Origin of the sequence: Psychromonas sp. MME1, assembly GCF_041080865.1 — a bacterium.
Taxonomy (GTDB): Bacteria; Pseudomonadota; Gammaproteobacteria; order Enterobacterales; family Psychromonadaceae; genus Psychromonas.
The window spans coordinates 2,316,296-2,336,796 of sequence record NZ_CP160906.1 but is presented as its reverse complement, the minus strand read 5'-3'; the positions used below and the strand labels follow the sequence as shown (position 1 = coordinate 2,336,796).

At 41.7% G+C, this 20,501-nt stretch carries 22 protein-coding genes; 17 read left to right on the top strand and 5 right to left on the bottom strand.

The genetic code is table 11. From position 1 onward, the window contains the following. Positions 1–6: 6 nt before the first annotated feature. The 12 genes from thiE (at position 7) to AB2N10_RS10625 (ending at position 10,826) form a co-directional block, all read left to right on the top strand. Entirely contained in the window at positions 7–1,515 is a 1,509-nt protein-coding gene (thiE, locus tag AB2N10_RS10680; protein ID WP_369433829.1) for a thiamine phosphate synthase, read from the top strand. Between the two features lie 17 nt (positions 1,516–1,532). After that, positions 1,533–2,282 (top strand): HesA/MoeB/ThiF family protein, encoded by a 750-nt coding sequence (locus AB2N10_RS10675; protein WP_354623568.1) that lies wholly within the window; start codon positions 1,533–1,535, stop codon positions 2,280–2,282. Continuing rightward, positions 2,283–2,483 carry a sulfur carrier protein ThiS gene (gene thiS / locus AB2N10_RS10670; protein ID WP_354623567.1) on the top strand — a complete coding sequence of 67 codons (201 nt, stop codon included), beginning with the start codon at positions 2,283–2,285 and terminating at the stop codon, positions 2,481–2,483. 4 nt (positions 2,484–2,487) lie between these two features. Continuing rightward, positions 2,488–3,288: a thiazole synthase gene (locus AB2N10_RS10665; protein WP_354623565.1), complete on the top strand. Its 801-nt coding sequence runs from the start codon at positions 2,488–2,490 to the stop codon at positions 3,286–3,288. Further along, complete coding sequence (gene thiH / locus AB2N10_RS10660) at positions 3,285–4,406, top strand: 2-iminoacetate synthase ThiH (RefSeq protein WP_354623564.1); 1,122 nt, start codon at positions 3,285–3,287, stop codon at positions 4,404–4,406. The genes AB2N10_RS10665 and thiH overlap by 4 nt, the downstream gene beginning before the upstream one ends. A gap of 18 nt (positions 4,407–4,424) precedes the next feature. Then, the gene (locus AB2N10_RS10655; protein WP_354623563.1) at positions 4,425–4,784 is read left to right on the top strand and encodes an RNA-binding S4 domain-containing protein; all 360 of its coding nucleotides are present in this window, start codon (positions 4,425–4,427) and stop codon (positions 4,782–4,784) included. A 10-nt stretch (positions 4,785–4,794) separates the two neighbouring features. Continuing rightward, positions 4,795–5,157, top strand: coding sequence for a VanZ family protein (locus AB2N10_RS10650; RefSeq protein ID WP_354623562.1), 363 nt, complete (start codon positions 4,795–4,797; stop codon positions 5,155–5,157). 118 nt (positions 5,158–5,275) lie between these two features. Then, entirely contained in the window at positions 5,276–6,718 is a 1,443-nt protein-coding gene (gene nhaD, locus AB2N10_RS10645) for a sodium:proton antiporter NhaD (RefSeq protein ID WP_354623561.1), read from the top strand. Further along, entirely contained in the window at positions 6,719–6,868 is a 150-nt protein-coding gene (locus AB2N10_RS10640; RefSeq protein ID WP_354623560.1) for a hypothetical protein, read from the top strand. Between the two features lie 501 nt (positions 6,869–7,369). Next, positions 7,370–7,780 carry a prepilin-type N-terminal cleavage/methylation domain-containing protein gene (locus AB2N10_RS10635; RefSeq protein ID WP_354623559.1) on the top strand — a complete coding sequence of 137 codons (411 nt, stop codon included), beginning with the start codon at positions 7,370–7,372 and terminating at the stop codon, positions 7,778–7,780. Positions 7,781–7,786: 6 nt separating this feature from the next. Then, complete coding sequence (gene pilB / locus AB2N10_RS10630) at positions 7,787–9,475, top strand: type IV-A pilus assembly ATPase PilB (RefSeq protein ID WP_354623558.1); 1,689 nt, start codon at positions 7,787–7,789, stop codon at positions 9,473–9,475. A 118-nt stretch (positions 9,476–9,593) separates the two neighbouring features. Next, positions 9,594–10,826: a type II secretion system F family protein gene (locus AB2N10_RS10625; RefSeq protein WP_369433828.1), complete on the top strand. Its 1,233-nt coding sequence runs from the start codon at positions 9,594–9,596 to the stop codon at positions 10,824–10,826. A gap of 64 nt (positions 10,827–10,890) precedes the next feature. On the opposite strand, the gene AB2N10_RS10620 is transcribed toward AB2N10_RS10625, so the two are convergent. The 3 genes from AB2N10_RS10620 to nagB form a co-directional block, all read right to left on the bottom strand. Then, the gene (locus AB2N10_RS10620; protein ID WP_354623556.1) at positions 10,891–12,120 is read right to left on the bottom strand and encodes an ROK family transcriptional regulator; all 1,230 of its coding nucleotides are present in this window, start codon (positions 12,118–12,120) and stop codon (positions 10,891–10,893) included. Between the two features lie 64 nt (positions 12,121–12,184). Then, positions 12,185–13,327, bottom strand: coding sequence for an N-acetylglucosamine-6-phosphate deacetylase (nagA, locus tag AB2N10_RS10615; protein WP_354623555.1), 1,143 nt, complete (start codon positions 13,325–13,327; stop codon positions 12,185–12,187). Positions 13,328–13,366: 39 nt separating this feature from the next. Beyond that, positions 13,367–14,167: a glucosamine-6-phosphate deaminase gene (gene nagB, locus AB2N10_RS10610; protein ID WP_354623553.1), complete on the bottom strand. Its 801-nt coding sequence runs from the start codon at positions 14,165–14,167 to the stop codon at positions 13,367–13,369. Positions 14,168–14,470: 303 nt separating this feature from the next. On the opposite strand from nagB, the gene nagE reads away from it, so the two are divergent. Both nagE and AB2N10_RS10600 read left to right on the top strand, forming a co-directional pair. Then, the gene (gene nagE / locus AB2N10_RS10605; protein WP_354623552.1) at positions 14,471–15,928 is read left to right on the top strand and encodes an N-acetylglucosamine-specific PTS transporter subunit IIBC; all 1,458 of its coding nucleotides are present in this window, start codon (positions 14,471–14,473) and stop codon (positions 15,926–15,928) included. A 148-nt stretch (positions 15,929–16,076) separates the two neighbouring features. After that, positions 16,077–16,310: a YecH family metal-binding protein gene (locus AB2N10_RS10600; protein ID WP_369433827.1), complete on the top strand. Its 234-nt coding sequence runs from the start codon at positions 16,077–16,079 to the stop codon at positions 16,308–16,310. Positions 16,311–16,512: 202 nt separating this feature from the next. On the opposite strand, the gene rsmD is transcribed toward AB2N10_RS10600, so the two are convergent. Further along, positions 16,513–17,133, bottom strand: coding sequence for a 16S rRNA (guanine(966)-N(2))-methyltransferase RsmD (gene rsmD, locus AB2N10_RS10595; RefSeq protein ID WP_369433826.1), 621 nt, complete (start codon positions 17,131–17,133; stop codon positions 16,513–16,515). A 161-nt stretch (positions 17,134–17,294) separates the two neighbouring features. Beyond that, positions 17,295–17,831: a pentapeptide repeat-containing protein gene (locus AB2N10_RS10590; protein ID WP_369434670.1), complete on the bottom strand. Its 537-nt coding sequence runs from the start codon at positions 17,829–17,831 to the stop codon at positions 17,295–17,297. On the opposite strand from AB2N10_RS10590, the gene ftsY reads away from it, so the two are divergent. Genes ftsY through ftsX form a run of 3 tightly spaced genes read left to right on the top strand, consistent with a single transcriptional unit; the run spans position 17,779 to position 20,385 of the window. Then, positions 17,779–18,708, top strand: a complete 930-nt coding sequence (ftsY, locus tag AB2N10_RS10585) for a signal recognition particle-docking protein FtsY (RefSeq protein ID WP_354623672.1) — start codon at positions 17,779–17,781, stop codon at positions 18,706–18,708. The genes AB2N10_RS10590 and ftsY overlap by 53 nt on opposite strands. Positions 18,709–18,722: 14 nt before the next feature. After that, entirely contained in the window at positions 18,723–19,403 is a 681-nt protein-coding gene (gene ftsE, locus AB2N10_RS10580) for a cell division ATP-binding protein FtsE (RefSeq protein WP_354623548.1), read from the top strand. Next, positions 19,396–20,385: a permease-like cell division protein FtsX gene (ftsX, locus tag AB2N10_RS10575; protein WP_369433825.1), complete on the top strand. Its 990-nt coding sequence runs from the start codon at positions 19,396–19,398 to the stop codon at positions 20,383–20,385. Before ftsE ends, ftsX begins: the two co-directional genes overlap by 8 nt. Positions 20,386–20,501 lie beyond the last annotated feature (116 nt).

Sequence of the window (20,501 nt, the reverse complement as noted above, 5' to 3'; positions counted from 1 at the left end):
CCTATTATGAATAACATTGTTTGGACTATTGCTGGCTCCGATAGCAGCGCAGGTGCAGGGCTCCAAGCGGATCTTTGTACCTTTCACGATTTAGGGGTTGTTGGTTGTTCGGTGATCAGTGCTGTTACTGCACAAAACTCGACTATGGTGAGTTTAGTTGAAGCGGTTTCCGATAAGATGTTCACTGAACAGTTAGATTGCTTGGCGGAAGATATGCCCGCTAAAGTGATTAAAATCGGATTAATCGCAACCATCGAACAGGTCAAAATTTTAGCGGAAAAACTCGCTTTTTATAAACAGACATGGTCTAACAAGCCCTTTGTTATCTACGATCCCGTTGCTGTTGCCTCGACGGGGGATAATATGGTGGAAGAGGGGATTAACGCCTATATTAAAGCGCACTTATTAGCGCAAGTGGATCTGCTAACCCCTAATGGTCACGAGTTATTAGCGCTATCGGGGCATGCTTTGATTTCTGGAGAGTCCTTAAAACCGGCTGCCAATAAATTAATCTCGATGGGCTGTGCAAGTGTGCTTATTAAGGGCGGCCATTTTCCGCTCTTTGATGCTATCGCGCTCGATTATTGGTGTGATGGTGAACGGGAAATTGCCTTAACCAGTCCGCGTATACAGGCGGCTCACACACATGGTAGTGGTTGTACGTTATCCAGTGCCATTGCTGCATCTATCGCCTTAGATTATGTTATCGAAGATGCCTTAGTGATTGCCAAAGCCTATCTTAATCAAGGGCTGAAAGGAGCTAAGGCGCTTGGCAAAGGGGAGGGGAGCGTCGCGCATTTAGGTTGGCCAAGGGAACGCGCCGATTTCCCTGACGTGGTTTTGCCTGAGTCGAAGATAGGTTATGAGTTAGATTTACCCGGTACGCTAGAAGCGGGCCACGGTTTTGCCTCTTGTCAGACCTTAAAGCTTGGCTTGTATCCCGTCTTAGATTGCATCGAGTGGATCGAGCGCGTCTTAAAAATGGGCGTAAAAACACTACAACTGCGTATCAAAGATAAACAGCCAGAGCAGGTTGAGGCGCAGGTGATTGCCGCCATTGCGCTGGGGAAAAAATATAATGCCCGCCTATTTATTAATGATTATTGGCAACTCGCCATTAAGCATGGTGCCTATGGGGTACACCTTGGTCAGGAAGATATCGACGTTGCTGATTTAGTGCAAATAGCCGATGCAGGTTTGCGTTTAGGGCTGAGTACGCATGGATATTATGAGTTGTTGCGAGCGCAGCAATTAAAGCCAAGTTATATTGCGCTCGGCCATATCTTTCCCACACAAACCAAAGAGATGCCCTCTAATCCACAGGGACTAACTCGGTTAGCGAACTATGCCCATTTGCTTGCAGATACGCCTACCGTTGCCATTGGTGGCATTAATCTGGAGCGAGCGAGCGCGGTCTGGCAGTGTGGCGTTGGCAGTATCGCGGTAGTGACTGCCATTACGTTAAGTGATGATCCCGAGCGAGTGGTCAGGGAATTTAATGAAATTATGCAATAATTTGATTGGAGCAGAATATGTTATCTGATGCAGAAACGATCCGTTATAGCCGCCATTTATTGTTACAGGAAGTGGGAGACGTTGGTCAGCAGAAGCTAAAAAACGCTAAGGTGTTGATTATTGGTCTGGGTGGACTAGGGACACCCGCTGCACTCTATCTCGCTGCTGCTGGGATTGGTCATTTAGTGTTAAATGATTTTGATCATATCGAAATGAGTAATTTGCAACGGCAAATAAGCTATCAAGAGAGTGATATTAATGCTGAAAAAGTGGTTGTTACTAAACAGCGATTGCAGCACTTAAATTCACAAATTCGAGTGCGCACCATTAAGCAAAAAATGACCGCAGAGCAATTAGCGATGGAGTTAATGATGGTGGATCTGGTGCTCGATTGTAGCGATAACATGGCGACAAGGCAGATCATCAACGCTGCCTGTGTAGAGGCGAAAGTACCGTTAATCGTCGGGGCTGCGATCCGCCTTGAAGGACAGTTAATGTTTTTTGACCATCGCCACGATGACGCTGCTTGTTACCATTGTCTTTTTCCCTCTAGTGAAGAAGCGCAACTCAACTGTAGTAATTCTGGTGTGTTAGGCCCCGTTGTTGGCACTATTGGCACCTTGCAAGCGCTGGAAGCGATTAAACATTTCCTTGGTTTGCCTTCTGGTATTAAAAATAAATTGAAATTATTTGATGCGAAAAGCCTCGATTGGCAAACCTTTGTGATCAATAAAGATCCTCAATGTCGCGTCTGTGGGAAAAGTTAGATGAAAATATTTGTCAATGAGCAACCAATTGAAGTTGCTGAAAATTGTAATATCAATGCGTTATTAACATTATTAGAAAAACCGCTCAATGGCAGTGCAGTGGCGGTTAATCAGCGCGTTATCAGTCGCGGTTCATGGTCACAATTCGGTTTAAATGAAGGTGATCAAATCTCTCTCTTTCAAGCAATCGCAGGGGGCTAATCGCATGTTATTTAAAGAGATGTTGGTTAATGACCAATTAACCATTGGCGATAAAACATTTACCTCGCGCTTATTCACTGGAACGGGGAAATTTAATGACCAGCAAACCATGATCAATGCCTTACGGGCATCACAATCACAACTGGTTACTATGGCATTGAAACGTGTGGATATGCAGCACAAAGATGATGATATTCTCGCGCCATTGATTAAAAATGGTATGCAGCTACTACCCAACACATCGGGGGCGCGTAATGCCAAAGAGGCTGTCTTTGCCGCGCAACTGGCACGCCAAGCACTGCAAACCAATTGGGTGAAGTTAGAGATTCATCCCGATCCTAAATATTTATTACCCGATCCCATCGAGACATTAAAAGCGGCGGAAGCCTTGGCGCTAGATGGTTTTGTAGTGCTACCCTATGTGCATGCTGACCCCGTGTTGTGTAAACATTTAGAGGCGGTCGGTTGTGCCGCCGTGATGCCGTTGGGCGCACCGATTGGCTCTAATAAAGGGATTAAAACCGCAGATTTTTTGCAGATTATTATCGAGCAGGCAACTATTCCAGTGATTGTTGATGCAGGGTTAGGTAGCCCTTCACACGCCTCTTTGGCGATGGAAATGGGCGCTGATGCCGTATTAGTTAACACCGCCATTGCCGTTGCGCATGATCCGGTTGCCATGAGCGAAGCCTTTGCTAAAGCGGTGCAAGCAGGGCGTCAAGCTTATCTTGCGGGATTAGGGGGGCAGAGCCACTATGCGCAAGCTTCGAGTCCATTAACTGCGTTTCTTGAGGCAAGCCTGTGACCTTTAGTGAAAAAATAAAAGCGTATCAATGGGATGATGTGCGCCTCTCTATTTATGCAAAAAACGCTGCCGATGTGCAGCGTGCATTAAGTAAAGCGCGTTTAGATTTAGAGGATTTTAAAGCCTTGATAAGCCCCGCTGCTGAACCCTATTTGGAGCAGATGGCGCAAAAATCACAGCAATTAACCCAACAGCGCTTTGGTAAAACGCAGCAGTTCTATATTCCTTTATATCTCTCTAATATGTGCAGCAACATCTGCACCTATTGCGGCTTTTCCATGCATAATGCAATTCGTCGCAAAACGCTTGATATGGAGGAAATTGAACGCGAATGCATCGCAATTAAAAAAATGGGCTTTGCGCATATTCTATTGGTGACGGGGGAGTCGGAGCGTAAGGTAGGCATTGATTATTTCAAACAGGCATTGCCTATCATCAAGCGATATTTTTCACATATCACCATTGAAGTACAGCCATTGCAGCAAGAGGAGTACAGTGAGTTGATTCAATATGGAGTCGATTCAGTGTTAGTCTACCAAGAAACCTATAATCCTGTGACCTATGCTGAGCACCATCTAAAGGGGAAAAAAGCCGATTTTAATTATCGTTTAGATACCCATGATCGTTTAGGTAAAGCGGGCGTTCATAAAATGGGGTTAGGTAGCCTAATTGGTTTGGAAGAGTGGCGTACCGACTGTTTTTATGTGGCTGCCCATTTAAGCTATCTTGAGAAACAATATTGGCAATCCCGTTATACCATCTCTTTTCCTCGCTTGCGTCCGTGCACGGGCGGCATGGAAATTAAATCGGTGATGAGTGATAAACAGTTAGTACAACTTATTTGTGCCTATCGTTTGTTTAATCCCGAAGTCGAGTTATCCTTATCGACACGGGAATCGCAACACTTTAGAAATCACGTCTTGCCGCTCGGGATCACCTCCTTAAGCGCAGGTTCAAGCACACAACCGGGGGGGTATGCCGAGCAATCGGAAAAAGCGTTAGAGCAATTCGCAATTAGTGATGAGCGTTCTGCGCAAACTATGGCAGAATTAGTCAAAGCGCAGGGCTATGAAGTGGTTTGGAAAGATTGGGATCATAGTTTAACCGAACAGAGTTAACAGAGATAAGAGAGTAACATGTCAGAGCAAGATATTTATGCGACATTAATTGAGATAAAAGCGGAGCCAACGGAACTCTATAAAATATTGAAATTTGAGAATTTAGTCTCTGGAGGAGGGGAAGCGAAACAGGTCATTAGTGACGGCTATGTGTACTTAAATGGTGAAGTGGAAACGCGTAAACGTAAAAAAGTGTATGCAGGGGATGTTATCTATTTTAATGAGCAATATTTTCAAATTGCGCTAGTTGGGCAAATTGAACAGTATGAAATGGGTACACAAGCACCTGTTGAAAGCCAAAGGCAACAAGCGCCAGTTGAGCAAACCGAATCGACAAAAGTTGAGGGTAAAAAAGCCCGTAAACCAATTAGTTTTTAGTGCATCACTGATGAATAGATTAATCACTAAAATGCGGGATTATTGGTTATATATTTCATTGTCGATATTAGCGGTGATTATTACTTTGTCACTGTATCCCGTCAGCCAGCTTCCCGATGTGCCCGGTACGGATAAGCTACACCATTTTATCGCCTATGGGGCATTAATGTTTCCGGTGGCGCTACGAAAGCCCAAATATTGGCGCTGGATAGCCCTGCTGTTTATCCTAGCGAGTGGCACCATTGAATTAATCCAGCCCTATGTCAATCGTTATGGCGAGTGGTTAGATTTAGCGGCTAATTGTCTTGGTCTACTTTGTGGCTTTATACTCGCGCAACTCATTGCGTATCTCAGTGTTAAGCGAGAGAAATAACAGCACCAATTAACACATATAGATAAAACCTCTTTTATTGTATTGAAAATCAATCTTCTATGTTAATATCGAAAAAATTTTAACTCGCACTGTTTTACTTTCTTTAAGGATGAATGAAATGTTATCTAAAACTAAGTCTTTAAGTGTTTTTCTGACACTTATTAGCCTTTTCTTTTCACCGAGCCTGTTGGCTAGTAGTGGAGAGTCCATGGACTTAACGTCACACAGCATTGGTTATGCCGCATTACTGTTTTTTGCGATTGCCTACGTTTTAGTGATGCTCGAAGATGTGATCCACCTGCGTAAATCGAAACCCGTGCTAGTTGCTGCGGGTATCATTTGGGCAATGATTGGTTATTATTATACGCAACACGGTATGAGCCACGATGCCGAGCTCGCTTTTCGTCATAATTTATTAGAATACGCAGAGCTATTTTTCTTTTTATTAGTGGCGATGACCTATATTAACGCCATGGAAGAACGTCAACTTTTTGATGCCCTGCGCGCTTGGATGGTTAATAAGGGCTTTACGCTCCGCCTTATTTTTTGGTTAACGGGTATCTTGGCATTCTTTATTTCGCCTATCGCCGATAATTTAACAACGGCACTACTGATGTGTGCTATTGTCATGAAAGTAGGTGGTGAAAACAAAAAATTTATTGCCATTGCTTGTATTAACATTGTTGTTGCTGCGAATGCGGGTGGTGCCTTTAGCCCCTTTGGTGATATCACCACATTAATGGTTTGGCAAAAAGGTATGGTCCAATTCGGTACTTTCTTCTTACTATTTATTCCTTCCGCGGTTAACTTTTTAGTACCCGCTATTATTATGAGCTTTTTTATCTCTAAGGATGTTGCGCAAGGTGATGGCATTCAGGTACAGACCAAACGCGGTGCACTGCGTATCGTGGCGCTATTTTTAGTGACCATCTCCTTTGCCGTGTTAGGCCATTCATTCCTTGGTATGCCTCCCGTGCTTGGTATGATGACAGGTCTTGGTCTGTTACAGTTCTTTGCTTTCTTTTTACGTAAAACACAAAGCTCTTATTATAAAAGTGCAATACATAAAACCGATGATACGGTGGAGCATGAACGTTTACGTGATTTAGGTAATGGTGCGCCCTTTGATATCTTTAATAAAGTCGCCCGAGCGGAATGGGATACCTTACTATTTTTCTACGGGGTGGTACTTTGTGTTGGTGGATTAGGATTTATTGGTTATCTACATATGATTTCCGAAGCTATGTATAGCAACTGGGATGCAACCTATGCCAACGTTACCGTGGGGGTTTTATCGGCAATCGTGGATAATATTCCGGTGATGTTTGCGGTGTTAAGTATGCAACCAGACATGAGCACGGGACAATGGTTGTTGGTAACATTAACCGCAGGTGTGGGCGGCAGTATGCTTTCTATTGGCTCCGCGGCTGGTGTCGCATTAATGGGGCAAGCGCGTGGTATCTATACCTTTGCCGTGCACCTAAAATGGGCGCCCGTTGTTGCTTTAGGATATATCGCCAGTATCTTTACTCACTTATGGATCAATTCAGCACTTTTTTAAATGGTCGATATTATACTTGTCGGTGAATTGCCGACAAGTGCGCGCAATCGTTGCGTGTTTGTCGCAACATTATGTGCGTTATTGCCCCCTTTTGCTGTCGCTAATCGCCGCTCTATTTTCGCCTTTAATCCGTTCCCTTTTGCTTGTTAATTGTGCAAGGTGAGCTCTCTCAATGGGCAAGCGTTTGAATTCGCTATGCTATTATGGCGATTTATAGCCGCTCTGTTTTTTTGTGCAAAGTAGTGCTATTGAAAAGTTCGCTTAAAAAAGCGGCGTTCAACTAAATTTTTATTAGATCTTGCTCATAGAGTTGCCGTTTATGGGCTTGTTCCACGACTATAGTTCTGAGAGAATAGAAAAACGCAAAGTGAAGTGGCTAACCGTTTATTAGCAGTAAATTGTGCGCTACTTAACTTTTCCCACATAACTTGATATAAATTAAAGATTTTAAACACTTTTTTATATGTTAAGTTTATAACATTAAGGTAAACTAGGCGCTGTTTTACAAATTAGGTTGCAAGACCTACTAACAAATAGTTAAACAGCATAATAACGCAAGATCGCTTAACGATTTACTCCACTTCTCTAGGGAAAGAGTTAACATTTTAAGCAATACGTTAAATGAAAATACATTACATTAAGGATGACAAAATGAAAAAAGTACAACAAGGTTTTACATTAATCGAGCTACTCATTGTAATCGCGATTATCGGTATTCTAGCAGCAGTGGCACTGCCTGCTTATAATAGTTATACAGCTAAAGCAAAATTTGCGGAAGTAGTGCAGTCTGTTACTGGTCTGAAAACACAAGTAGAGCTGTGCGCTATGGAGCTTAGTACTGTTACAGGCTGTACTGATGGTGCATCTGGTTCTACGTACAATATTGCAGCACTTGGTGCATATGGTTATGTAACTTCTGTAACAACTACAAACGGTGTAATTACAGCAACAGCTGTTGCTGGTGAAGGACTTGGTAGTGCTACTTATACAGGGACACCTACTCGCCAAGCTTCAGGGCAGGTTACTTGGGGTTTTGTGTGTAGTAATAGTGCTTTCTGCTAATTCCTAATGGCAACCCATCATATTAGCGGCTTGGCGTCTAGCCTCGCCGCTCGCGGTCTACTCCCCTTTGCGAAACTCCAACAGATAACCTCCGCTGCCGCTAGTCAAAAAAAAGCACTGGTTAGCTATTTGGTGGAAAATAATTTTATCTCTAGTGTTGAGCTGGCTCAGTTCTGCGAAGCTGAATATGGTATTCCTCTATTAGACGCTGCCTCTCTGGACCTCGATGAGATTCCAGAAAAGTTTATTAATCAGAAACTCATAGAGAAACATCATGCGCTGCCCGTCTATGTGCAGCAGAAAACCCTCTATATCGCCATGTCCGACCCGACTAACGTCGCGGCTCTGGAAGATTTTGGCTTTAGTTTTGCCATCCATACCGAAGCCTTATTGGTGGAAGAGAGTTACCTTAATAAAGCCATTGAAAAGCTCTTAGAGGATGATGTCTCCTCCCTTGGTGATATGGGCGATATCGACGATATCGAAATTGACGAAGGTGAATCACGCCTTGACGAGGCGCAGGGCGACAGTGAAGATGATGCCCCGATCGTTAAATATATTAATGGCATTCTGCTCGATGCGGTGCGCAAGGGCGCCTCGGATTTACACTTTGAGCCCTATGAAAAAAAATACCGCGTCCGTTTTCGTGTTGATGGTATTTTACATGAGGTTGCTACGCCACCGGTTAATTTAGCGAACCGTTTTTCGGCGCGCCTTAAGGTGATGTCGCGTTTGGATATTGCCGAGCGCCGTCTGCCCCAGGATGGTCGTATTAAGCTGAAAATATCGAGCAAACGTAATGTTGACCTGCGTGTTAGTACGCTACCTACCATGTGGGGCGAAAAAATCGTAATGCGTATTTTAGACTCCTCGGCTGCAAGCCTTGATATCGACCGTTTAGGTTACAGCGATGAACAAAAGGCGAAATATTTACATGCCCTGTCAAAACCGCAGGGGATGATCCTCATTACTGGGCCAACGGGCAGTGGTAAAACCGTTTCTCTCTATACGGGACTGAATATTCTCAATACCGTGGAGCGTAATATCTCAACAGCGGAAGATCCCGTGGAGATCAACCTTGCTGGTATTAACCAAGTACAGATCAATAATAAAGCAGGGCTGACCTTTGCTTCAGCACTGCGCTCTTTTTTACGTCAAGATCCTGATATCGTGATGGTCGGTGAGATTCGAGATTTAGAGACCGCCGAAATCGGCATTAAAGCCGCACAAACGGGCCATTTAGTGTTATCCACATTGCATACCAACTCGGCAGCAGAAACCTTAACGCGTTTGTTAAACATGGGCGTTCCCGCCTTTAACATCGCCTCTTCGGTATCCCTGATTATCGCACAACGTTTAGCGCGTCGACTCTGCCCTGAGTGTAAAGCGGTAGATGAGTACAGTGACAAAGAGTTACAGACGATCGGCTTTAATCATGAGCAAATTGCAGCAGGGATAACACTTTATAAACCTGTCGGTTGCGCTAAATGTACAGATGGGTATAAAGGACGTGTGGGTATTTATGAAGTAATGCAGATGTCCGACAATATTAGTCACATCATCCTCAATGAAGGTAATGCGATGCAAATCGCCAATGTCGCCGAGGCTGAAGGGATGGATACATTACGTCAATCGGCACTGCAACAGGCGATCAGAGGCATTACCAGTTTAAAAGAGGTGACCCGCGTTACCTAATATTGCCATTTTAAATCAGTTAATAAAAGCTGTTGTTTAAAAGATGGCAGCTCCTCTCATCGTCGTTTAACACCGACCCAGTTGGAGGTTCATAATAATTATAATTTAAGGAAGAATTATGGCTGCACCTAAAAAACCTCAAGCTGTTGTTATTCATAGCTTTAAATGGAAGGGGTTTAACCGCAAGGGCGGAAAAGTCTCTGGCGAGATACAAAGTGCTTCGTTAGTGGAAGCCAAGGCGGAACTGCGTCAACAGGGGGTAAATGTTACCCGCATCACCAAAAAACCAAAAGATCTCTTCTCCTTTGGCAATAAAATATCGCCAATGGATATCGCCATTGTTTCACGACAAATAGCGACCATGCTAGGTGCTGGTGTGCCCTTAGTACAGAGCCTACAGTTAATTGCTAAAAGTAATGAAAAAGCGTCCTTACGGGAACTGATGACCTCCATTGCCACGGAAGTAGCGACGGGTACACCGCTCTCTAAAACCCTGCGTACGCATCCTAAGTATTTTGATGATCTCTACTGCGATTTGGTGGATGCTGGTGAAGAGTCGGGTGCCTTAGAGGCGATTTATGATCGTATTGCCACCTATAAAGAGAAGTCTGAAGCGCTGAAGTCGAAAATTAAAAAGGCGATGTTTTATCCTGCTGCGGTATTGGCTGTTGCAGGGGTGGTGACGATGTTGCTACTACTATTTGTTATTCCGCAGTTCCAAGATATTTTTACCGGTTTTGGTGCCGAACTCCCAGCCTTTACCCTGTTTGTATTGGGCATCTCCGATTTAGTACAATCTTATTGGTACATTATCGCTGCGGCGGTGATAGCGGCCATTTTTATATTTAAACGCGCCCATGCCGCCTCGCAGAATGTACGCGATAATACCGATAAATTCGTGCTTAAAATTCCCGTCATTAGCACCATTTTAGATAAAGCCGCCGTGGCCCGCTTTGCGCGCACGCTATCGACCACCTTTTCTGCCGGTATCCCGTTAGTGGATGCCTTAATTTCTGCCGCAGGGGCATCGGGTAACTATGTTTATCGTAGTGCGATTACCAATATTCGTACCGAGGTAATGGCGGGGATGCAGATGAATGTGGCGATGAAAACGACCACTGTTTTTCCTGATATGGTTGCACAAATGGTGATGATTGGTGAGGAATCCGGTGACCTTGACGGCATGCTAAGTAAAGTGGCGGATATCTATGAGCAGCAAGTTGATGACGCCGTTGACGCTTTAACAAGCCTATTAGAGCCGATGATCATGGTGGTGTTAGGTGTGGTCGTTGGTGGTTTGATTGTGGCGATGTATCTGCCTATCTTCCAATTGGGTAGTGTTATTGGTTAATATTTTCCGTTGATGCCCGACTGCTATTTGTAGTCGGGTATCTGATGTTACTCGTTATTATTTATTATTTATTATTTATTTTCTGCAGTAAATCCCCTTCATAAATGGCTTGTTTTGCCAATGCAAAGGCGGCAATGGTTGGATTCTCAGCTAATGCTGTCGGTAGTATTTGCAGTTTTTCACGGAAAGCATGCAAGGTTTGCTGACTGATTGATTGGCGCAAGGTTGAAAAGAGTAAATTACCACAGAGGGTAATTTTCCCTGAGATAATAATTTTTTCAGGATTAAGGATATTAATCAAAATAGCAACGGTTTTACCGAGGTAGTTGACCATATCGGTGACGATTTTTTGGCAGAGCGGATCGCCATCGGCAGCTGCTTGGTATATATTCTCGCTACTCAATTCCTCTACGCTTAATGATGAGATGGCGCCTCGATTAAGTGCCTCTTGTACTTTTTCTATAATAGTATCATCACTGACTTCTGTTTCTAGGCAACCAAAGTTACCACAGTGACACTGTTTCCCGGCGGGATTTACCTGAATGTGACCAATTTCACCGATGTTATATTTTTCACCCAGCAGCCGCTTACCCTGCATAATAATGCCAGAACCGACACCATGGTGAATGCTAATTAAGATAGAGTCTTTACAATCCTGAGAGGCACCAAAGTAGTGCTCCGCTAGGGCTAAGCAACGCGTGTGATTACCTAAATAAGCTGGAATATTAAAGCGTGTTTGAATGAGCTCGACTAAACAGATATTTTCTAGGGAATAGCGCGATGAGTAGAGTATTACTCCTTTGATCGGGTCTATCAGACCTGCATGTGTTAGGGTGATAGCGGATATTTTTTCATCTCGTTGCGTGCAATCGACAATGACCAATTCAATTTCAGACAAAAGCTGGGCAAGCAGTTGCTCGGCATTTTCTGCCATGACAGGTACTTGTTTTTTAAACAGCTGCACACCGGCTAAGTTATAACGGCCAATGGAAAGCTGTTTACGACCGATTTTAATTGCGAGTACATTAATCGCTGATGCATTTAGCTCTAAAGATATTGCGCGTCGACCGCCGGTTGAAGCTTGTCGAGCCGTCTCGGTCAGTAAGCCATTCTCTAGCAGCTGGCGTGTTATTTTGGTGACACTGGCAGGAGCAAGCTTGCTCACTTTAGCGACGTCGACACGTGAAATAGGGGCATTTTTTTCAATGACCTTATAAATAGCAGCGTAATTGACTTGCTTTATATGATCAATGTTAGCAATAACGGACTCATTGCTAGATGTGTATTCTTCCATTAATATTCACTTCAATTGATTAGATAGCCACTACACAACGTTATGTAATGGCTAGGATAAAAATTTACAATTCATTCCTTGCGAAATGACCATTAACGATAGTTGCGAGCACTTGATAGTTATTGTTAAAAATCGCTAAATTAGCAACTTTATTTACATCGATGCTACCAAGGGTTTGTTCGGCAGAAATGGCCTTCGCTGGATATAGGGTAGCCATGCGGATCGCTTCTTCCAATGAGATTCCGACATGTTTCACACACTGCTCAATCGATTCTATCATGGTTACCGCTGAACCGCCTAGTGTTCCATCTTTAGAGAAACATTTGCCATCTTTATAGTAAACGGTGGTACCGACAAAATCGAATTCGCTAATGTTCGCCCCAGCAGGTGCGGTGGCATCGGTCACTAAGAATAATTTTTCACCCAGAATTTTTTTAGAAATACGTACATTTTCATAGGCAACATGGAAACCATCGACAATGATACCCGCGTAGATAGCTGTATCATAAATCGCGCCAACGATACCCGCTTCTCGCCCACTCATGGCACTCATCGCATTGAATAAATGGGTTGCACAGCTGGCACCATTATCAATCGCCATTTTTGCTTCTTGATAGGTTGCGTTACTGTGGCCGATAGAGACGACTATGCCAGCATCAGTGAGTTGTTTAACAATTTCTGCTGGTGTATTTTCTGGTGCCAGGGTGACTTTGGCAACGATATCGGCATTCGCACAGATTAAATCTATCATCTCCTGAGCTGGTTTACGGATATATTCTGGACGATGAATGCCTTTTTTTTCTAGGCTAAGAAATGGTCCTTCAAGATGCAAACCTAACACTTCATTTTTTGTTTTATCCATAAAGCTGCGGGCAACTTGTAATGCTGTTTTAATATCTTCATCGGATGAGGTAATTAATGTTGGTAAATAACTGGTGCAACCAGATTTTAAGTTAGCCGCTTGCATTGTTACTAGAGTTTGCTCAGTTATTTGATCATTGAGCATGACACCACCACAGCCATTTAGTTGTAAGTCAATGAATCCGGGGCTGACATTTGCCCCTTTAAGGTCAACTTTGGTTATATAATCGCTATTAAGTTCAGAGAGGGGGATAATTTTTTCAATTTTCTCACCATTTATAACAATAGCGTGGTCATGTAACACGTCCTGTGTGGTATAGATGGTGCAGTTGGTTAATGCATACATAGTAAAATCTCCCTCAATCTTTTTTAATTAAAATTTAAATTATAATTTATTAACATTCTCAACTTCTAATTCACTGAAGTATTTAAGCGTTTTGACTTTTAGCTCCATGGTGGCGTCTTGATCACAGGCAATAATCGCCTTAGCATGGAGTTGTAAAGCAGAAACAGTCCAAAGATGATTAACACTTCCTTCAACGGCCGCGGCAACGGCCTGTGCTTTATTGAATCCACATACCAGAATAAGCACCTCTGCGGCATCTAATAGCGTTGCAACACCAATGGTCAATGCTAATTTAGGCACTTGATCAATGTCATTGTCGAAAAATCGAGAGTTAACTTGTCTGGTGTGTGGCGTTAAGGTTTTAATGCGGGTACGCGATGCTAATGATGAACCTGGTTCATTGAATGCGATGTGACCATCTTCACCAATGCCACCCATGAATAGATTTATTTTGCCGTAGCTTTTTATTTTTTCTTCGTAACGTAAACATTCAGCCTCTAAATCTTCTGCGAGGCCATTTAATAGATTAATGTTCTCTGGCTTGATATCAATATGATTAAAGAAGTTGTTATGCATAAAGCTATAGTAGCTTTCTGGGTGTGATGGTTCGATGCCGACATATTCATCCATATTAAATGTTACGACATTAGCAAAACTAACTTCACCTGCTTTATGCATCTCAATTAGACGTTTATAGGTAGCTAACGGAGTTCCCCCTGTTGGTAAGCCTAATACGAATGGCTTTTCTGCCGTCGGGGCAAATTTATTAATGGCATTTACAATGTGGCGAGCAGACCAAAGACCAACATCAGTACTTTTTTTTAGAGGGATTAAGCGCATTCTATTCTCCTAATTTATTGTCGAAGTTAGATTATATATTATGTTTCCAATATAACTTAATTCTTAATGTAAAATAAGTTTGTGTTTTTTACCAGTAAAAAAATCAAAAAGTCGAGTTTTTAGTGATTTCGATCGCGTTTTAGTCGTTTTGTATTTGCGAAATGCCATTAAAACTTTAATCTTAGTTGCAAGATTTGTCATTTTTACAACTGTAGCTTAATTTGCAAGCGTAAAGTTGACTGTTAATAATTAGTGCGAAATAATTCTAAGCACTTTACGTTTAATCAATAAGGAGAGTTCGTTGTGAATATTCTAGGTTACTTCCAAAAGGTAGGTCGTGCGTTAATGGTGCCAGTTGCTGTACTGCCAGCTGCGGCAATTTTAATGGGTATTGGTTACTGGATTGATCCAAATGGTTGGGGGGGGGATTCTGCTCTTGCTGCCTTTTTGATTAAAGCTGGTGCTGCTGTTATTGAGAACATGGCATTACTATTTGCTGTTGGTGTTGCTTATGGTATGTCTAAAGATAAAGATGGTGCTGCTGCGCTTTCTGGTTTAGTGGGCTGGTTAGTTGTTACAACACTACTCTCTCCTGGCGCGGTTCAACAAATTACAGGCATGGATGCACATGCATCATTTGGCAAAATCAATAACCAGTTTGTGGGTATCCTTGTGGGTATTATCTCTGCTGAGTTGTATAACCGCTTTTCAAGTGTTGAGCTGCACAAAGCCTTAGCATTCTTCTCTGGTCGTCGTCTCGTACCTATCGTGGTATCTGTGGTTATGATCGGTGTATCTTTTGTATTAATGGCTATCTGGCCTGTGATCTTCGAAGGTCTACAACACTTTGGTGAAACTATCTCTGGTTTAGGTGATGTCGGTGCTGGTATCTACGCATTCTTTAACCGTTTATTAATTCCAGTTGGTCTACACCATGCACTTAACTCTGTGTTCTGGTTTGACGTGGCGGGTATTAACGATATTCCGAACTTCCTAGGCGGTCAAACAACGATTGATGCATTTACTGCGCAAGGTAAAGAAGCGGTTGGTGTTGTCGGTATGTACCAAGCTGGTTTCTTCCCAATTATGATGTTTGGTCTTCCTGGTGCTGCACTTGCTATCTACATGACGGCAAAGCCAGAAAACAAAGAAAAAGTTGCATCAATTATGATCGCTGCGGCTTTAGCTTCTTTCTTCACTGGTGTTACTGAGCCTCTTGAATTTTCATTCATGTTTGTTGCGCCACTGCTATATGTTGTACATGCATTTTTAACGGGGATCTCTGTATTTTTCGCAGCATCAATGCAGTGGATGGCAGGTTTCGGTTTCTCAGCAGGTTTAGTGGATATGGTACTATCTTCACAAAATCCATTAGCTGTTAAATGGTACATGCTACTTGTTCAAGGTGTTGTTTTCTTTGCACTTTACTACTTCACTTTCGTAGCGCTAATCAAAGGATTAAACCTTAAAACACCCGGTCGTGAAGACGCAGATGCTGACGCAGTAACGACAACTAAAAGTCAAGATGCTGGTGAACTTGCGACAGCTTATGTAGCAGCGTTAGGCGGTTTAGATAACCTAACTGTTATTGATGCTTGTATCACTCGTTTACGTCTAACACTAAAAGATTGTAGCTTGATTAATGAAGCTGAATTGAAAAATTTAGGTGCGATGGGCGTTGTCAAATTAGGTGAAAATAATTTACAAGTTATTATTGGTCCACAGGCAGAAAGTATTGCTAACCGGATGAAAAATGCATAAGTGATTAACTAGTTAATGAATATCAAAGCACTCTTCGGAGTGCTTTTTGTTAGAATATGAAAACCGTTCGCTTTTTGTTTAATATCAATACTTGACTTAATTACTGTGATTATACTCTAGGGGCAATCTAATCTAATTGGAGTAATCAATGAGTCAATCAATTCATGGGCATCAGGTCATTGATCTGGTTTCGAACAGTGAAATACTTTTCACCACATCGACCTTAAAAATAGCCGTTGCCGAGCAGTTTGGTGACGATAGCCTGTTTCACACCTGCATGGATAGTAATCTTACGGCTGAGGATCTTATTAATTTTCTCGTTAGCAAAGGAAAATTCATTGAAACAGAAGCGGGATTTATCGCTGTGACGGGGTCTTGTTAAGGCGAGGACCACAATAGCAATTGTTCTCCTCCCTTGTTCTACTAGGATAGTGAGGCTTTAATACCAATCGGATTAAGTATGTGATCTAAATTTTGCGCAGGAAAAATGGCTTAATTTGAGGCGTAAGTTGACGCAAATGGTTGTTCCCTTTGCGAAACTTACAACAAAAAAGTAAGTTATTTTAACCCGTAAAATAGATCAGCTATTTATTCCGATTGGTATAAGCTCGATAAAGTTGGAACCTCACTTGCCCTGCACTTTTCTCTTTGATTAACTGCCAATGGCTAGGTAATTGATCGCTTGATAAATTAGACTCTGTTTCTATATATATCAATGCGTTATCTGATAAGTAGCCGTTTTTTGTTAATAGTTCACAGCATGGTTTTACTAAACCTTGCATAAATGGCGGGTCAATAAACACAATATCGAAGGGGTGCTGTGCTTGTGCATTTAAAAAATGCAGGGAATCCGTTGCAATGACCTGTGCATTATTGGCTTGTAATGTTTGTAAGTTAACCTGTAATTGTGATGCCGCCTGTGTATCGCGTTCGAGCAGTGTGACATGTTGAGCAGAGCGAGATAATGCTTCGAAAGCTAAGCTGCCACTACCGCTGAAACAATCTAAACAGTTTGTATCTCGAATATCATGCATTAGCCAATTAAAGAGTGTCTCTTTATTGCGATCTGTGGTTGGACGCAGCCCTTCTTTATCTAATACCGGTAATTTTTTACCTCGCCATTTCCCCGCAATGATGCGAATAAATCCACTTTTGATCAGTTTTTTACTTTTTTCATGTAATTTATTGTGTCGATTGTTAACCATATAATTTTTAGTCCAAGGATATAATGGTAAGATACGCTTATCGTTGCTATTTTAGCAGCACATATTGCATGTTAGTAAGGTTTTTAATTAATGACTAAGAAGAAAGGTATGTTTTCCTGGTTTGGAAAAAAAACTCCGCAAGAAGAGACGCAAAAGAAAGATCAAAGTGAAAAAGAAGCGTTACTTGAATTATTGAAGCAAGAAGCATTACAGAATAGAGATGAAAATATAGAAATAACGCTTTTTGATGATGAAGATGTAACGGTTGATTTAGAAAACGAAAAGCGACAAGCGGATAAAGTTGCTGCTGAAAAGTTAGAAGCTGAACAGTTAGCCGCTGAAAAGTTAGAAGCTGAAAAGTTAGAAGCTGAAAAGTTAGAAGCTGAAAAGTTAGAAGCTGAAAAGTTAGAAGCTGAAAAGTTAGCCGCTGAACAGTTAGCTGCTGAAAAGTTAGAAGCTGAAAAGTTAGAAGCTGAACAGTTAGAAGCTGAAAAGTTAGAAGCTGAAAAGTTAGAAGCTGAAAAGTTAGCCGCTGAAAAGTTAGAAGCTGAAAAGTTAGAAGCTGAAAAGTTAGCTGCTGAAAAGTTAGAAGCTGAAAAGTTAGAAGCTGAAAAGTTAGAAGTTGTAAAAGAAGAGAAAAAGCCATTGGGTTTCTTCGCTCGATTTAAAGCTAGCTTAACGAAAACGCGTTTATCTATTGGTAGTGGGCTTTTTTCGCTTTTTAAAGGTAAGAAAATAGATGATGAGTTGTTTGAAGAGCTAGAGGAGCAGCTAATTGTTGCTGATATTGGCGTTGATACTACCTTAAAAATTATTAATAACTTAACCTCACATGCTAATCGTAAGCAATTGAAAGATGCTGAAGCATTATATGCGCTCTTAAAAGAGGATCTATCCGATATTCTACAAAAAGTTGAACAGCCATTATGCATTGATGAAAGTAAGTCTCCCTATGTTATTTTGATGGTGGGTGTAAACGGTGTGGGTAAAACAACCACTATAGGTAAATTGGCTAAAAAATATCAGCAGCAGGGCAAGTCTGTGATGTTAGCAGCCGGGGATACTTTCCGCGCTGCCGCGGTTGAGCAACTTCAAGTGTGGGGAGAGCGTAATGATATTCCTGTCATTGCTCAACAAACTGGTGCTGATAGTGCCTCCGTTTTATTTGATGCGATGGATGCCGCTAAAGCTCGAGGTGTCGATATATTAATAGCGGATACAGCGGGTCGTTTACAGAATAAAAACCACTTAATGGATGAATTAAGTAAAGTTGTTCGCATTATGCGTAAGAAAGATTCCAGTGCACCTCACGAAATTATGCTTACGATTGACGCTAGTACTGGGCAAAACGCCGTTAGCCAAGTACAATTATTTAACCAAGCCGTTGGTTTAACAGGAATTACATTAACAAAGCTAGATGGTACTGCAAAGGGGGGAATTATATTTTCGATTGCTGATAAATTTAACTTACCCATTCGTTACATCGGGACTGGTGAAGGGATTGATGATTTGAGGGAGTTTAATGCCAAAGAGTTTATCGATGCACTTTTCTCGAATGAGGAACATTCAGAATAAGGTGACAATAAATAATGATTGTATTTGAAAACGTCAGCAAAGTTTACGCTGGGAATTTTAGCGCGCTGTCAGATGTCAATTTTCATCTAAAAAAGGGGGAAATGGCATTTTTAACTGGGCACTCAGGATCTGGTAAAAGTACGCTGTTACGATTAATTAGTTTGATGGAGCGTCAAAGTACAGGGCGTATTCTTTTAAATGGTAATGATATTAGTGCGATTAAAGGAAGTGACATCCCTTATATGCGCCGACATATCGGTATGATCTTTCAAGATCACCGTTTATTAATGAATCGAACTGTATTAGAAAACGTAGGTTTGCCACTGTTAATTGAGGGGTATAACCCCTATGAAATAAAGCGCCGTAGTTTAGTTGCTTTGGATAAAGTGGGGTTGTTAGGGAAAGAGGACTATTTACCTATTCATCTTTCAGGTGGTGAGCAGCAACGTGTTGGTATCGCCCGTGCGATAATCAATCAGCCGCCATTATTACTTGCCGATGAACCGACAGGTAATCTCGATCCTAAATTATCTTTAGAAATTTTAAGCTTATTTGAATCTTTGAATGAGTTTGGTATGTCGGTGTTAATTGCCACTCATGACTTAGGTTTGATCGCAAAAATGCGTTATCGCACATTGACCCTAAAGGATGGGGAAATGATTAATGATGGATTAATGAGAGAACGTCATGGCTAAGCAAAAAGAAAACAGCAATGCATTATCCGGAACACCTCGTATCAACAAGGTGTCACTATTTGGACGTGTGATATCTGGATTTCAGCAAAATTTTAAACAAATTTTTAGTAGTTTTTCTGAGTTATGGAAAACCCCCTTTGCGACGGTAATGACCATTTTAGTGCTCGGTGTAGCCTTATCATTACCTAGTGTATTTCAGGTGATCTATAAAAACACAGAACGTGTAACGAATCAGTGGGATAAAGCGTCTGAAATTAGTCTATTTTTAAAGAAAGATATATCAGAACAGCGTGTTCAGGTATTGATTAATAAGTTAAGTTTATATAGCGATATTGAAACGGTCACTCATATCACTTCTAATCAAGCATTAGAAGAGTTCAAAGAGATGTCTGGCTTTTCCAAGGCGCTTGATTACTTAGAGGATAATCCATTACCCGATGTATTGGTGATCGTACCTACACCCGATGCAATGAATATCGCTTCAAGTAAATTACTGGTAGCCAAATTGCAACGAGAGCCTGATATCGACCTTGTGCGTGTGGATATAGATTGGATAGAAAAGTTACAAGCGATCTTATCTGTTATCGTGGATATTGTCATTGCAATTGCATTGTTGCTGTTGCTATCGGTTCTATTAATTATCAGTAATACGATTCGTTTAAATATTTTAAATCAGCGTGCTGAAATCGAAGTATTGAAGTTAGTGGGGGCGACAAACAGCTTTATCCAACGTCCATTTTTGTATGTTGGCGCTTGGTTTGGTTGCCTAGGTGGCGTCATTGCCTGGTTATTAACATTTGGCTTAGTGCAATGGTTACAATCTAGTGCTGGAAGCTTGATGGGCCTATATAAGGTAGATTTCCAGATCTTAGCAATGAATATAGAAGAAGTGGCTATTTTAATCGGTGTCTCTACCTTCCTTGGCTTTATTGCTTCCTTTATTTCTGTGAAACAATATTTGGTAAAAATAGAGCCTAAGTAAGCGATTGTTGCTAACGTAGTTTTGGTAAATAATAAAAAGAGATCAAGCTTGATCTCTTTTTTATTGCCTGTAATATGTGAGCGAACATTGATTTCACTAATTAATTCTTCTAATTG

Coding starts and splice junctions, on each gene's coding strand:
- AB2N10_RS10635 (WP_354623559.1), top strand. CDS start 7,370: ATGAAAAAAGTACAACAAGGTTTTACATTAATCGAGCTACTCATTGTA.
- nagB (WP_354623553.1), bottom strand. CDS start 14,167: ATGCGCTTAATCCCTCTAAAAAAAAGTACTGATGTTGGTCTTTGGTCT.
- thiS (WP_354623567.1), top strand. CDS start 2,283: ATGAAAATATTTGTCAATGAGCAACCAATTGAAGTTGCTGAAAATTGT.
- rsmD (WP_369433826.1), bottom strand. CDS start 17,133: ATGGTTAACAATCGACACAATAAATTACATGAAAAAAGTAAAAAACTG.
- pilB (WP_354623558.1), top strand. CDS start 7,787: ATGGCAACCCATCATATTAGCGGCTTGGCGTCTAGCCTCGCCGCTCGC.
- AB2N10_RS10640 (WP_354623560.1), top strand. CDS start 6,719: ATGGTCGATATTATACTTGTCGGTGAATTGCCGACAAGTGCGCGCAAT.
- AB2N10_RS10600 (WP_369433827.1), top strand. CDS start 16,077: ATGAGTCAATCAATTCATGGGCATCAGGTCATTGATCTGGTTTCGAAC.
- nagA (WP_354623555.1), bottom strand. CDS start 13,327: ATGTATGCATTAACCAACTGCACCATCTATACCACACAGGACGTGTTA.
- thiE (WP_369433829.1), top strand. CDS start 7: ATGAATAACATTGTTTGGACTATTGCTGGCTCCGATAGCAGCGCAGGT.
- ftsE (WP_354623548.1), top strand. CDS start 18,723: ATGATTGTATTTGAAAACGTCAGCAAAGTTTACGCTGGGAATTTTAGC.
- AB2N10_RS10655 (WP_354623563.1), top strand. CDS start 4,425: ATGTCAGAGCAAGATATTTATGCGACATTAATTGAGATAAAAGCGGAG.
- AB2N10_RS10665 (WP_354623565.1), top strand. CDS start 2,488: ATGTTATTTAAAGAGATGTTGGTTAATGACCAATTAACCATTGGCGAT.
- AB2N10_RS10650 (WP_354623562.1), top strand. CDS start 4,795: ATGAATAGATTAATCACTAAAATGCGGGATTATTGGTTATATATTTCA.
- nhaD (WP_354623561.1), top strand. CDS start 5,276: ATGTTATCTAAAACTAAGTCTTTAAGTGTTTTTCTGACACTTATTAGC.
- ftsX (WP_369433825.1), top strand. CDS start 19,396: ATGGCTAAGCAAAAAGAAAACAGCAATGCATTATCCGGAACACCTCGT.
- AB2N10_RS10625 (WP_369433828.1), top strand. CDS start 9,594: ATGGCTGCACCTAAAAAACCTCAAGCTGTTGTTATTCATAGCTTTAAA.
- AB2N10_RS10675 (WP_354623568.1), top strand. CDS start 1,533: ATGTTATCTGATGCAGAAACGATCCGTTATAGCCGCCATTTATTGTTA.
- AB2N10_RS10620 (WP_354623556.1), bottom strand. CDS start 12,120: ATGGAAGAATACACATCTAGCAATGAGTCCGTTATTGCTAACATTGAT.